The sequence below is a fragment of the Streptomyces sp. NPDC027962 genome (genome assembly GCF_055566095.1).
Map to the genome: position 1 here is coordinate 241,932 of NZ_JBVHTA010000006.1, position 13,293 is coordinate 255,224.

A 13,293-nucleotide genomic window follows, 5' to 3' on the forward strand; every position below is an offset into this window, starting at 1 on the left:
GCTCTGTTAACCAGTCGGCTGAACGTGTTCGAAGCTCCCCTGCCGGGGGCCGGAGGGGCTCGCCCCACAAGACACAGCGGAGGTCGGGATGGACATGCGCGGACACGACCGGCGGCGGTTCCTCGCCCTGACGGCTGCGGCCTCCGCGGCGCCGCTGCTCACCGCGTGCGGTGCCGGCTTCGGCGAGGAGAAGAGGCAGGGCGACGGCTCGGCGGCCGACGACGTCACGGGGCCCTTCGGCTGGAAGCGGGCGGACGGCAAGACGGTCAAGGCGCTGCTCAACAAGCACCCGTACACGGACGCGCTGATCGCGGATCTCACGTCGTTCACCGAGAAGACCGGCATCAAGGTCGAGTACGACGTCTTCCCCGAGGACAACTACTTCGACAAGCTCACCGTCGACCTCTCCAGCGGCCGCGCGTCCTACGACGTCTTCATGCTCGGCGCGTACATGGTGTGGCAGTACGGCCCGCCCGGATGGCTGGAGGACCTCGGGCCGTGGATGCGCAACGCGTCCGCGACCGGCGCCGAATGGGACCAGGCTGACTTCTTCCCCAACCTGCTCCAGGCCGGCCAGTGGTCCCTCGAGGCCGGCGCCCCGCTCGGCCAGGGCGGGCAGTACGCGCTGCCGTGGGGCTGGGAGACCAATGTCGTCGCCTACAACACCGAGGTGTTCGACAAGCTCGGCCTGAAGCCCGCCGAGTCCTTCGACGAACTGCGCGAACTGGCCGGGACCATCAAGCGCAAGGCCCCGGGCGCGGGCTTCGACGGGATGTACGGCGTCGCGGTGCGCGGATCGCGCAGCTGGGCCACCATCCACCCCGGCTTCATGACGATGTACGCCCGCAACGGCCTCAAGGACTTCACCGTCGAAGGCGGCAAGGTGAAGCCCGCGATGAACTCGCCGGAGGCGATCGCCTTCACCCGGGACTGGGCCGAGATGGTCAAGAAGGGCGGCCCGCCGTCCTGGACCTCTTACACCTGGTACCAGTGCTCCAGCGACCTCGGGGCGAAGAAGGCCGGGATGCTGTTCGACGCCGACACCGCCGCCTACTTCCAGGCCGTGAAGGGCGCCTCCCCCGCCTCCGGGAGGATCGCCTTCCACCCCGGCCCGAAGGGCCCCGGCGGCTCGCTGGCCACCAATATGTGGATCTGGTCGCTCGGCATGAACTCCAAGTCGAAGAACAAGCTGCCGGCCTGGCTGTTCCTGCAGTGGGCAACCGGCAAGGAGCATCTGCTCAAGGGCGCGGTGCGGTACAACCACATCGACCCGGTGCGGCAGTCGGTGAGCCAGGACGCCGCCTACAAGGCCAAGATGAAGGCGATCCCCGGCTTCATCGAGACCTTCGAGACGGTCGTCGACCAGACCAAGATCCAGTTCACTCCGCAGCAGCAGTTCTTCGACGCGACGACCAGCTGGGCCGCCGCACTGCAGGAGATCTACGGAGGCAGGAACGCCGCCTCCGTACTGAACGGCCTCGCCGGCGACCTGGCGTCGAAGGTGGGCTGACGGGTGTCCTCGCTGTCGGAGACCGGCCACGGGGCGGCCTCACGCGGGGAGGTGAAGCGAGCGGCGCGCAGCGTGCCCGGCTGGCGCCGCTCGCTGCGTCCGTATCTGCTGATCGTGCCCGCGCTGCTGCTGACCGGCGGCATCCTCTACCCGTTCGGACTCGGCCTGTACTACACGGTCTTCGACTTCTCCGCGAGCAAACCGGTGCCCGACGTGGTCGGCCTGGAGAACTACCGGCGGATCTTCGCCCAGAGTGCGTTCTGGGACTCGGCTCGGGTCACCCTGCTGTACGCGGCGGGGGCGGCGGCCGTCGAGACGGTGCTCGGCGTCGGGGTGGCACTGCTGCTGCACCGCTCCACCCTGGTGGGCCGGGTACTGGAGAAGATCCTCATCCTGCCGCTGATGATCGCGCCCGTGATCGCCGCGATCATGTGGAAGCTGATGCTCCAGCCGTCCGTCGGTGTCATCAACCACCTGCTGAGGCCCTTCGGGCTCGGCGGGGTGCAGTGGACGGACACCCCGACCGGTGCGCTGCTCACCTCGATCGCCGTCGACACCTGGGTGTACACGCCGTTCGTGGCGATCCTGGCGCTCGCCGGGCTGCGCTCGCTGCCGAGCTCGCCGTTCGAGGCCGCCGCCGTCGACGGCGCGAACTGGTGGTTCACCTTCCGCAAGCTGACCCTGCCGATGCTGTGGCCGTACGTCCTGGTCGCGGTGATCTTCCGGTTCATGGACTCGCTGAAGGTCTTCGACATCATCTACGCGCTCACCGAGGGCGGTCCCGGCGACTCGACGGTGGTCCTGCAGATCCGCGCCTACCTGGAGGCGATCCGCTTCCAGCGCTACTCCTTCGGCATCAGCTACACCATCGTGCTGTGGGCCGTGGTCTACATCGCGGCCATGGTGCTGGTGCGCTGTCTCGGCCGGATCAACAGCCGCGCGGCGGAGGTGACCGAGTGAGGACCGATCAGGGAACCGTGAAACGCAGGCTCGTCGCCGTGGCGGCGGACGGTGCGCTGATCCTCTACTTCGTCTTCGCGCTGTTCCCCGTCGCCTGGATGGTGATCCTCTCGCTGAAGCCGGCGGAGGAGCTGTTCAGCACCTACTTCTCCTTCACGCCGACGCTCGACTCGTACCGCACGGTGCTGGGCGCGGGCGACGACCAGGGCGTGCCGTTCGTGCGGTTCTTCGTCAACAGCCTCGTGGTGTCGCTGGGCGCGGTGCTGCTGTCCCTGGCGATCGGGCTGCCCGCCGCGTACGCCGCCGCCCGCTGGCGGTTCCGCGGCTCGGAGAACCTGATGTTCACACTGCTCTCGTTCCGCTTCGCCCCCGAACTCACCGTGATCATCCCGCTGTTCGTGCTCTACCAGCAGCTCGGGCTCTTCGACACGTACGTCGGTATGGTGTGGGTGCTCCAGCTGGTCACGCTGCCGCTGATCGTATGGATCATGCGCTCGTACTTCTCCGACCTCTCACCCGAGCTGGAGCAGGCCGCGCTGCTCGACGGCTACACCCGCAAGCAGGCGTTCTTCAAGGTCGCGCTGCCGCTGGTGAAGCCGGGGATCGCGGCTGTGTCGCTGCTCGCGTTCATTTTCGCCTGGAACAACTTCGTCTTCCCGCTGATCCTCACCTCGTCGCAGGCGCAGACCGTAACAGTCGGAGCGCTGTCCTTCCTCGGCGGCGACCGCCCCAAGTACAACCTGACGGCCGCCGCCGCGCTCGTCTCGGTCGTCCCGCCGCTGCTGCTCGCCCTCACCATCCAGCGCTATCTGGTGCGCGGGCTGTCCTTCGGCGCGGTGAAGTCATGACGGCACCCGCCGGGACGGTCGTCCCACCCGCGATCGCGCTCAGAGGCGTCAGCAAGACCTACGGGCGTACGACGGCCCTGGACGGTCTCGAACTCGAGGTCGCGCCGGGCGAGTTCTACTGTCTCCTCGGCCCGTCGGGCGCGGGCAAGACGACCACCCTCAAGACCGTCGCGGGTCTCGAACAGCCCACGGCCGGCCGGGTCGAACTCGACGGCGAGGACATGACGGGCGTCGAGCCGTACGTCCGGGGCGTGGCGATGTGCTTCGAGTCGTACGCCCTGTATCCGCACCGGACCGCCTACGACAATCTCGCCTCCCCACTCCGCTCGCCGCGCCATCGCCTCCCCGCGAAGGCGGCCCGGGAGCGGATCGGGGAGGTCGCCGGACTGCTCGGCATCGCCGGACTGCTGGACCGCCCGGTGGGCGAACTGTCGAACGGGCAGCGCCAGCGGGTGGCCCTCGGCCGGGTCCTGGTACGGCCGGCGCGGGCGTTCCTGCTCGACGAACCGCTCTCGCACCTGGACGCCAAGCTGCGCCAGGCGATGCGCGCCGAACTCAGGGCGATCGGCGCCGTGCAGCGCACGACCACCCTGTACGTCACCCACGACTCGGTGGAGGCGCTGGCGCTCGGCGACCGGATCGGGGTGATCAGGGACGGGCGGATCGTGCAGGGCGGGACGCGCGAGGACATCTGGCACCGGCCCCACGACACCTTCGTCGCCCGGTCGTTCGGCCGGCCGCGGATCAATCTGCTGCCGGGCACGGTCGGCGGCGACGGAAGATTCCGGTCGGTGGACGGCGACTGCGAGGGCGCGCCGCTGGTGGCGGCGCCGCCCGGCACCCCCGTACAGCTGGGCGTACGACCGCGTGACCTGACGCTCGGCGGCTCCGACTCGGGCTCCGGCTTCCGGCTCACCGGCACCGTCTACGTCACCGAGACGCTCGGCCGGGCCGTCGAGGTCACCGTCCGCATCGGCGCGCAGCACGTATCGCTCGTCGTGCCGCGGTCCGATGCCGTGGGGCTGCGTACTGACGATCCTGTCCGGCCGGCCGCACGGCCTGAGAACCTGCTGCTGTTCGAGGCCGACGGGCCGCAGGGACCAGGACGAAGGATCGAAGGAAACATCTCATGAGCACCCAAGCGCAGCGTGGCCCCGCTCCCCGCCAGGCGGCGATAGCCGAGTACGTCCTCGCCCAGGGCGAGGGGACCGCGGCCGAGCTCGCGGAACGGTTCGACGTCAGTCTGATGACCATCCACCGCGACCTGGACGAGCTCGAACGCCAGGGGATCGTCCGCAAGTTCCGCGGCGGCGTGACCGCCCAGCCGTCCGGCGTGTTCGAGTCGAACGTCGCCTACCGGCTGAAGACGATGCGGCAGGAGAAGGCGGCCGTCGCCGCGCACGCCCTCACCCTCATCGAGCCCGGCATGGCCGTGATGCTCGACGACTCGACCTCCACGCTGGAGATCGCCCGCCGACTCGGCGCGATCACCCCGCTGACCGTCGTCACCAACTTCCTCGAGGCGCTGACCCTGCTCTCCACCGAGCGCGGCATCCACCTGATGGCGCTCGGCGGCGACTACGACCCGCTGCACTCCTCCTTCCTCGGCGTGTCCTGCGTGGAGGCCGTCCAGTCGCTGCAGGTCGACATCTGCTTCACCTCCACCTCCGCCGTCTCCGGCGGCTTCGCCTACCACCAGGAGCAGCACATCGTGTCCGTGAAGCGCGCCATGCTCGACTCGGCCGCTAAGAACGTCCTGCTCCTCGACCACTCCAAGCTGGGCCGGGTGGCGCTGCACCGGCTCGCCCCGCTCTCCCGTTTCGACCTGGTGCTCGTCGACGGCGGCGCGCCGGCCGACGCCCTGCGCGAGCTCGACGAGCACAAGGTCCCCTACCAGGTGTGCGAGGTGGGCGGTGACCGGCCATGACTGAACTGGCCCTGCACGAGCTGCGCAAGACATACACCGCAAGAGGGCGGCCGTCGGTCGACGCGGTGCGCGGCATCGATCTGCGGCTGCGCTCCGGCGAGCTGCTGGGGCTGCTCGGCCCGTCGGGCTGCGGCAAGTCCACGACACTGCGGATGATCGCGGGCCTCGAGCAGGTCACCGCCGGCGACATCCGCGTGGGCGGCACGTCCGTGGTCCACCTGCCCGCCCAGCGGCGCAACATCGGGGTTGCGTTCGAGAACTACGCGCTCTACCCGCCGCTGACGGTCGCGGAGAACCTCGCCTTCGGCCTGTCCGCGCGACGCCGCTTCGGGCGGGCCGAGATCGCGCGCCGGGTGACCGCCATGGCGGAATGCATCGGCATCTCAGCTCTGCTGGCCGCCCGTCCCTCCGGGCTCTCCAGCGGCCAGAAGCAGCGGGTCGCACTGGCCCGGGCGCTGATCAGGGAGCCGGACGTCCTGCTGCTCGACGAGCCGCTGTCCCATCTGGACGCCGCGCAGCGCGACACGACCCGCCGCGAACTCAAGCGGATCCAGAAAGACCTGGGGCACACGACGATCCTGGTCACCCACGACCAGGAGGAGGCGTTGTCGTTGGCCGACCGGATCGCGGTGATGAACGACGGGGTGATCCAGCAGCTGGGCACCCCGCAGGAGATCTACGACGCGCCGGCGAACCTGTTCGTCGCGGACTTCGTCGGCGAGCCGGCGATGAACCTGCTGCCGGGCGTCGTCGAGGACGACGGGCTGCGGCTCTCCGACGCCGTGCGCCTGCCGCTGCCACGGGCCCTGCCGGCCGGCCGCTCCGTGGTGCTGGGCGTGCGCCCCGAGGACCTGCGCCTGACGGACGACGGCGTACGGGCCACCGTCAGCGCCCATGAGCCGCTGCTGGAGGCGGGCATCGCCACGCTCGCCCTGACGGGTGTGGACCGGCCGCTCGTGGTGCAGACCGGACCCGAGGTCCGCCTCGAACGCGGCGCGGCCGTCCATGTGACCGCCGACCGCAGGCTCACACATGTCTTCGACGCCGAGACGGGAGACGCCCTGCAATGAAGGTCCTGGCTGCCGGTGACCACTTCGTCCTCAACACGCTCATCGCCGAGGCCCTGCGCCGCAGGCTCGACGACACTCCCCTGCATCTGTCCGAACTCCCCCTGCCCTGGCCGCTGGAGCCGTTCGGCAAGGTGGCGGAGGTCGACGAGGCGAGCGACGCCGAGGACGCGCTGATCGAGGCCCTCGACGGCGTCGAGGTGTGCGTGACCCAGATGGCGCCGTTCACCGAACGGGTGCTGGCCGCCGCGCCCGCCCTGCGGATGATCGCCGTGTGCCGCGGCGGGCCGGTCAATGTGAACCTCGCGGCGGCGCGCGCCAGGGGTGTACAGGTCTGCTTCGCGCCGGGGCGCAACGCGGCGGCGACCGCCGAGTTCACGATCGGGCTGATGCTGGCGGCCCTGCGCGGCATTCCGGACGCACACGACTCCCTGGCCCGGCAGGGCCGGTGGGACGCCTCGTACTACACCTACGACCGGTGCGGCCCCGAGCTGGAGGACACACCCGTCGGGCTGATCGGCTACGGCGCGGTCGGCAGCCGGGTCGCCCGGGTGCTGTCCGCGTTCGGCGCCGAGGTGGAGGTGTACGACCCGTATGTGCGAGGCGATGTGCACGGCATGCGCGCCGTCTCCCTGGACGCGCTGCTGGCCCGCTCCCGCGTCGTGACGCTGCACGCGCGACTGACATCGGAGACCCGGGGGCTGATCGGCGCCCGCGAACTGGCGCTGATGCCGAAGGGTTCCGTGCTGGTGAACGCGGCGCGAGGCGGCCTGGTACGCACCGACGCACTGTGCGACGCCCTGGACGGCGGGCAGCTGGCGGCCGCAGCCCTGGACACCTACGAGCAGGAACCGCCGGAGCCCGGTTCCCGGCTCCTGAGGACACCGAACCTGGTACTCACGCCGCATCTGGGCGGCGCGAGCCGGGCCGTGGCCCACAAGGCGGCGGCGATCGCGGCGGCGGAGGTGGAGCGCTATGTGCGAGGAGAGCCGCTCGCGCACTGCCTGACGACCTGAACCGACCCCGGCCGGGCCCGAGGCCGGGGTCGGCCCGCACGCGAGTCCGACGTGAGGAGAACCGCCGCATGTTCATCGGCATCGATGTGGGCACGTCCGTGGTGAAGGCCGCGGCCTTCGACTCCACCGGCGCGGCGCTGGCCGTCGAGTCACGGCCGGTGGGCCTGGAGATCCGCGGCGGTCGTGTCGAGCAGGACATGGACGAGGTGTTCGGGGCGGTCGAGGAGGTCCTGAGCGCCCTGACGTCCGGCGGCCGACCCGTCGAACTGGTCGGGCTCACCGGCCAGGGCGACGGAGTGTGGCTGGTCGACGCCGAGGGCCGACCGGTGCGCCCGGCGATCTCCTGGATGGACGGCCGCGCCCATGAACTCGTCGACGAATGGCTCGCGTCGGGTGTCTTCGAGACGGTCTTCCGGCGTACCGGCAGCGCGATGTTCCCCGGCTGTCCCGGCCCCGTGCTGGCCTGGCTGGAGCGCCACGAGCCGCAGTCGCTGGATGCGGCCGTCACCGCCCTGTACTGCAAGGACATGGTGTTCCAGCGGCTGACCGGCGTCCGTGCCACGGATGTCTCCGACGCGTCGATGCCGTTCCTCGAGCCGCATTCCCGCCGCTACGCGGACGACGTCGTCGACACGCTCGGCCTCGCCCACCGGCGCTCGCTGCTCGCCCCCGTCAGCGACCCACTCGCCACCGGCACTCTGCCGTCGGGGACCCCGATCGCCAACGGCCCCTACGACCTGCCCGCCTGCGCGCTCGGCGCGGGGGTGACCGCGCCCGGCGACGGCCTGCTGATCGTCGGCACGTGCCTGGCCTCGCTCGTCGCGACCCGCGAGGCGGATCTGGACGGCGAGCCCGCGGGCCTCTCCATCTCGACCGACCGTCCGGGGCACTTCCTGCGCGCGATGCCCGCCATGGTGGGCACGGCCGCCCTCGACTGGGTGCTCACCACCACCGGGGTACGGCACGCGGACGTCGACGCGCTGCTGGCCGGAACCCCGCCCGGCGCGCACGGCGTGCGGGTGCTGCCGTACTTCGCCCCGTCCGGCGAACGCGCCCCCTTCGTCGAACCCCGGCTGCGCGCCGAACTCTCCGGCGTCAGCCTGGAGTCGACCAAGGCCGACCTGGTCCGCGCCACCTGCGAGGGCATCGCCTTCGCCGCCCGGCACTGCCTGGAGGCGGCGGGCCTGACCGGTTCCCTCGCGATCTGCGGCGGCGGCACCCGCTCCCCCGCCTGGATGCGGCTGTTCGCCGACGCCCTCGGACACGAACTGCGCATCGTGGAGGGCGAAGTGGGCGCCCGCGGCGCGGTCCTGGCCTCCGCCCGCCGGCACGGCGTCGAGCTGGACGCCGCTGCCTGGACGGCCCCCACGGCCGTGGTCGCGCCGGACCCGGCCCGGGCCGCGTACTACGCCAAGGCCTACGAGGAGCACCTCGAACGGCTGGCGGCGGCGCGCTCGCGGGCGCGCCTGACCTGACCGGCCGCCGAACGGCCTCCCGGCAGCCGCCGGGAGGCAATCCCATATGACGAGCGTGTGCGCAGGCCCCCCCACGTCGTACCCGGGCGTCCAGCCTGCTGCGGGGCGTGGACCCGGTGGTCACCGGCTTCCCGGACCTGGCGGTGACCGCACGCCGTGAGCACCTGGGCAGGACGTAGGACTGGGCCAGGGCCCAGGACCAACGCCTGATCAACATCGGACCCTTCTGCTGCTAACGTGCAGTTGCATAAGATTTGCAATAAGCCGCTGGCAGTCGGAGGGACCACCGGACCATGGCCATCTACACGCTTCCTGAACTTCCGTACGACTACGCGGCGCTCGAGCCGGTCATCAACCCGGAGATCATCGAGCTCCACCACGACAAGCACCACGCCGCGTACGTGAAGGGCGCCAACGACACCCTCGAGCAGCTCGAGGAGGCCCGCGACAAGGAGGCCTGGGGCTCGATCAACGGGCTGGAGAAGAACCTCGCGTTCCATCTCTCCGGCCACATCCTGCACAGCATCTACTGGCACAACATGACCGGCGACGGCGGCGGCGAGCCGCTGGAGAAGGACGGCGTGGGCGACCTCGCGGACGCCATCGCCGAGTCGTTCGGCTCGTTCGCCAAGTTCAAGGCACAGCTGACCAAGGCGTCCGCGACGACGCAGGGTTCGGGCTGGGGCGTGCTGGCGTACGAGCCGGTCAGCGGCCGGCTGATCGTCGAGCAGGTCTACGACCACCAGGGCAACGTGGGCCAGGGGACGGTGCCGATCCTGGTCTTCGACGCCTGGGAGCACGCCTTCTACCTCCAGTACAAGAACCAGAAGGTCGACTTCATCGACGCCATGTGGCAGGTCGTGAACTGGCAGGACGTGGCGAAGCGCCACGCCGGGGCGAAGGACCGCACGCCGCTGATCGCCCCCTGACCCGGACATCCGGGAGACGTCCTGCTCGTGATCGTCTTCTCAACCTTCACCGGGCAGGCGGAAGAAGGAGTGCCCCCGCGAGGACAGGACTCGCGGGGGCACTCAGGTTTCGCACACGGGCCGGGTCAGTCGAAAATCGGCCCCTGGGTACGCGTCCGCTTGATCTCGTAGAAGCCCGGGATCGAGGCGACCATCAGCGTGCCGTCCCAGAGCTTGGCCGCCTCCTCGCCCTTGGGGGCGGGAGTGACGACCGGGCCGAAGAAGGCGATCTGCTCGCCGTCGGCACCGGGCACGGCGATGACCGGTGTGCCGACCTCCTGGCCGACCTTCTCGATGCCCTCCTTGTGGGAGGCGCGCAGCTCGGCGTCGTAGGTGCCCTTGTCGGCGAAGTCGGCGAGGGATGTGGGCAGGCCGACGTCCTTGAGCGCCGCGACGACGGCCTCGCGCACGGGGCCCTGACCCTCGTTGTGGAAGCGGGTGCCGAGCGCGGTGTAGAGCTTGCCGACCACCTCGTCGCCGTGCTCCTGCTGGGCGGCGACGACGACCCGCACCGGGCCCCACGCCTTGTTCTCCAGCATGTCGCGGTACTCCTCGGGGAGCTCGTCGAGCTTGTCCTCGTTCAGGACGGCGAGGCTCATCACATGCCAGCGCACCTCCACGTCGCGGACCTTCTCGACCTCGAGCATCCAGCGGGAGGTCATCCAGGCCCAGGGGCACAGCGGGTCGAACCAGAAGTCCACGGGCGTCTTGCCGTCGTGCGACATATCACTCCTCGGGAGGGGGTGGCGCCCTGCGCGCCTCCCTGGGCAACGCAGCCGTCGGCCCCTCCGATTCCCGTGGGAGGATCGCTCCTGTTCGAACGAGACACGAAGGAGTGCTTGTGCCCGGTGAGAATCTGTCCCGCGACGAGGCCCGCACCCGGGCCGGACTGCTGTCCGTCGACGGGTACGAGGTGGCCCTCGATGTGCGTTCCGCCGTCGGGGAGCCCGAGGACCCGTCCGGGCCGCGCACCTTCCGATCGGTCACCACGATCCGCTTCCGCACCGCGGAGCCCGGCGCGTCGACCTTCGTGGACCTGCTCGCCCCCGCCGTGACGGCCGTCACCCTCAACGGCGAGGAGCTGGACCCGGCCGTCGTCTTCGACGGCTCGCGGATCGCGCTGGACGGCCTGGCCGCGGAGAACGTGCTGGTCGTGGACGCCCAGTGCGCGTACAGCCGCACCGGCGAGGGACTGCACCGCTTCGTCGATCCCGAGGACGGCGAGGTGTACCTCTACACCCAGTACGAGCCTGCCGACGCCCGCCGGGTCTTCGCCAACTTCGAGCAGCCCGACCTGAAGGCGCCGTTCCGCTTCGAGGTGACGGCCCCGGAGGGCTGGACGGTGTGGAGCAACCGCGAGGGGGCGCGTGCCGAGGACGGGGTGTGGCGCTTCGCGGAGACCGCGCCGATCTCGACGTACATCACGGCGGTCGTCGCCGGCCCGTACCACTACGAGACCGATCTGTACGAGCGCGAGCTGCCCGACGGGACGATGCTGCGGATCCCGCTCGGCGCGATGTGCCGCAAGGGGCTCGCCAGACACTTCGACGCGGACGACATCTTCCTCGTCACCAAGCAGGGCCTGGACTTCTTCCACGAGCACTTCGACTACCCGTACCCGTTCGGCAAGTACGACCAGGCGTTCGTACCCGAGTACAACATCGGCGCGATGGAGAACCCGGGCTGCGTGACCTTCCGCGAGGAGTTCGTCTTCCGCGGCAAGGTGACGCAGGCGTCGTACGAGCGCAGGGCAAACGTCGTCCTGCACGAGATGGCGCACATGTGGTTCGGCGACCTCGTCACCATGCAGTGGTGGGACGACCTGTGGCTGAAGGAGTCCTTCGCCGACTTCATGGGCTCCCTGTCGCTGGTGGAGGCGACGCGCTTCACCAACGGATGGGTCACCTTCGCCAACAACCGCAAGGCATGGGCGTACCGCGCCGACCAGCTGCCGTCCACCCACCCCGTCACGGCCGACATCCGTGACCTGGAGGACGCCAAGCTCAACTTCGACGGCATCACCTACGCCAAGGGCGCGTCGGTGCTGAAGCAGCTGGTGGCGTACGCGGGGCGGGACGCGTTCCTGGAAGGCGCCCGACGCTACTTCAAGCGGCACGCGTACGGGAACACCCGGCTGGGCGACCTGCTGTCCGTGCTGGAGGAGACCTCCGGGCGGGACATGAAGACCTGGTCGCGGTCCTGGCTCGAGACGTCGGGCGTCAACTCGCTGACACCGGAGATCTCGTACGGCGAGGACGGCCGGCTCGCGGAACTGGCCGTGCTCCAGGACGGCGACACGCTGCGGCCGCACCGGATCGCGGTCGGCCTGTACCGGACCGAAGGCACGGAGCTCGTGCGGTACGCGCGCGCCGAGGTGGACGTCACGGGGGCACGGACCGTGGTGCCCGAGCTGGCGGGCGCGGAGCGGCCGGGCCTGGTCCTGGTCAACGACGAGGACCTCACCTACTGCAAGATCCGCTTCGACGAGGCGTCGCTGCAGACGCTGCGTTCGTCGCTCGGCGCCATCACGGATCCCCTGGCGCGGGCGCTGTGCTGGTCGGCGCTGTGGAACCTCACGCGGGACGCGCTGATGCCGGCGCGGGACTTCATCGGCCTGGTGCTGCGGTTCGCCGGACGCGAGTCGGACATCGGTGTGCTGCAGATGCTGCAGGCGTGGACCCGGTCGGCGCTCGTCCACTACACGGCCCCCGCCTGGCGCGAGGAAGGCGGCCGGCTGCTGGCCGCCGGGGCGCTTCGCGAACTCCAGGCCGCGGAGCCGGGCAGCCAGCACCAGCTGACGTGGGCGCGCTTCTTCGCGTCGGTCGCCGCGGCCGACACGGACTTCGAGCTGCTGACCGGGCTGCTGGACGGCACGGCGAAGATCGACGGCCTGGACGTCGACCAGGAACTGCGCTGGTCGTTCCTGGAGCCGCTCGCCGCGCACGGGGTGGCCGACGAGTCCGCGATCGCGGCGGAACTGGCACGGGACGACACGGCGTCCGGCAAGCGGCACGAGGTGCGCTGCCTGGCGTCCCGCCCGTCCGCGGCGGTCAAGGACCAGGCGTGGGCGGCGGTCGTCGAGTCGGACAACCTGTCCAACGCGCTGGTCGAGGCGACGATCTCGGGCTTTGTGCAGCCGTCGCAGCGGGAGCTGATGGCTCCCTTCACGCCGAAGTACTTCGAGGCGATCGAACGGCTGTGGTCGGAGCGGTCCATCCAGATCGGTATGGACGTGGTGCGCGGCCTGTACCCGTCGCTGCAGGACCCGTCCCCGACGCTCGCCGCGACGGACGCCTGGCTGGCGGCGCACGAATCGGCGGCGCCGGCGCTGCGGCGGCTGGTGGCCGAGTCCCGCGACGACCTCACGCGAGCGGGGCGCGCGCAGGCGCGCGACGGGCAGTGACGGCGGGGGGGGGGGGGGGGGGGGGCCCCCGGGACCCCGAAGGAAGCTTTAAACGACGGAACCCGTTTGGGTCCTTCCCCCAACCATGCCCCTGCCCCCCACTAAAAACCAGGTCCCCC

The 13,293-nt window shown here is 70.5% G+C and carries 11 protein-coding genes; 10 read left to right on the forward strand and 1 reads right to left on the reverse strand.

The genetic code is table 11. The annotated features are described in order from the left end of the window. Positions 1-88: 88 nt before the first annotated feature. From ACZ4SA_RS08535 to ACZ4SA_RS08575, 9 genes are all read left to right on the forward strand, one after another. Positions 89-1,510 (forward strand): ABC transporter substrate-binding protein, encoded by a 1,422-nt coding sequence (locus ACZ4SA_RS08535; protein ID WP_468271184.1) that lies wholly within the window; start codon positions 89-91, stop codon positions 1,508-1,510. A 3-nt stretch (positions 1,511-1,513) separates the two neighbouring features. Further along, positions 1,514-2,470 (forward strand): carbohydrate ABC transporter permease, encoded by a 957-nt coding sequence (locus ACZ4SA_RS08540; protein WP_468271186.1) that lies wholly within the window; start codon positions 1,514-1,516, stop codon positions 2,468-2,470. A gap of 17 nt (positions 2,471-2,487) precedes the next feature. After that, entirely contained in the window at positions 2,488-3,318 is an 831-nt protein-coding gene (locus tag ACZ4SA_RS08545; protein WP_468271188.1) for a carbohydrate ABC transporter permease, read from the forward strand. Then, on the forward strand, positions 3,315-4,451 hold the full coding sequence (locus ACZ4SA_RS08550; protein ID WP_468271189.1) for an ABC transporter ATP-binding protein: 1,137 nt from the start codon (positions 3,315-3,317) through the stop codon (positions 4,449-4,451). Before ACZ4SA_RS08545 ends, ACZ4SA_RS08550 begins: the two co-directional genes overlap by 4 nt. After that, positions 4,448-5,245, forward strand: a complete 798-nt coding sequence (locus ACZ4SA_RS08555) for a DeoR/GlpR family DNA-binding transcription regulator (protein ID WP_468271191.1) — start codon at positions 4,448-4,450, stop codon at positions 5,243-5,245. The genes ACZ4SA_RS08550 and ACZ4SA_RS08555 overlap by 4 nt, the downstream gene beginning before the upstream one ends. After that, positions 5,242-6,315 carry an ABC transporter ATP-binding protein gene (locus tag ACZ4SA_RS08560; RefSeq protein ID WP_468271193.1) on the forward strand — a complete coding sequence of 358 codons (1,074 nt, stop codon included), beginning with the start codon at positions 5,242-5,244 and terminating at the stop codon, positions 6,313-6,315. The genes ACZ4SA_RS08555 and ACZ4SA_RS08560 overlap by 4 nt, the downstream gene beginning before the upstream one ends. Then, entirely contained in the window at positions 6,312-7,328 is a 1,017-nt protein-coding gene (locus ACZ4SA_RS08565; RefSeq protein ID WP_468271195.1) for a 2-hydroxyacid dehydrogenase, read from the forward strand. The genes ACZ4SA_RS08560 and ACZ4SA_RS08565 overlap by 4 nt, the downstream gene beginning before the upstream one ends. A 68-nt stretch (positions 7,329-7,396) precedes the next feature. Further along, a complete protein-coding gene (locus tag ACZ4SA_RS08570) occupies positions 7,397-8,803 on the forward strand; it encodes an FGGY family carbohydrate kinase (RefSeq protein WP_468271197.1) in 1,407 nt (468 codons plus the stop codon). Positions 8,804-9,096: 293 nt separating this feature from the next. Next, entirely contained in the window at positions 9,097-9,732 is a 636-nt protein-coding gene (locus tag ACZ4SA_RS08575) for a superoxide dismutase (RefSeq protein WP_468271199.1), read from the forward strand. A gap of 125 nt (positions 9,733-9,857) precedes the next feature. Here the strand turns inward: ACZ4SA_RS08575 and ACZ4SA_RS08580 are convergent, their stop codons facing one another. Beyond that, entirely contained in the window at positions 9,858-10,496 is a 639-nt protein-coding gene (locus ACZ4SA_RS08580) for a mycothiol-dependent nitroreductase Rv2466c family protein (protein ID WP_468271201.1), read from the reverse strand. A gap of 116 nt (positions 10,497-10,612) precedes the next feature. Here ACZ4SA_RS08580 and pepN point away from each other — a divergent pair, with 116 nt between their 5' ends. Further along, positions 10,613-13,174, forward strand: coding sequence for an aminopeptidase N (pepN, locus tag ACZ4SA_RS08585; RefSeq protein ID WP_468271203.1), 2,562 nt, complete (start codon positions 10,613-10,615; stop codon positions 13,172-13,174). The last annotated feature ends 119 nt before the right edge of the window (positions 13,175-13,293 follow it).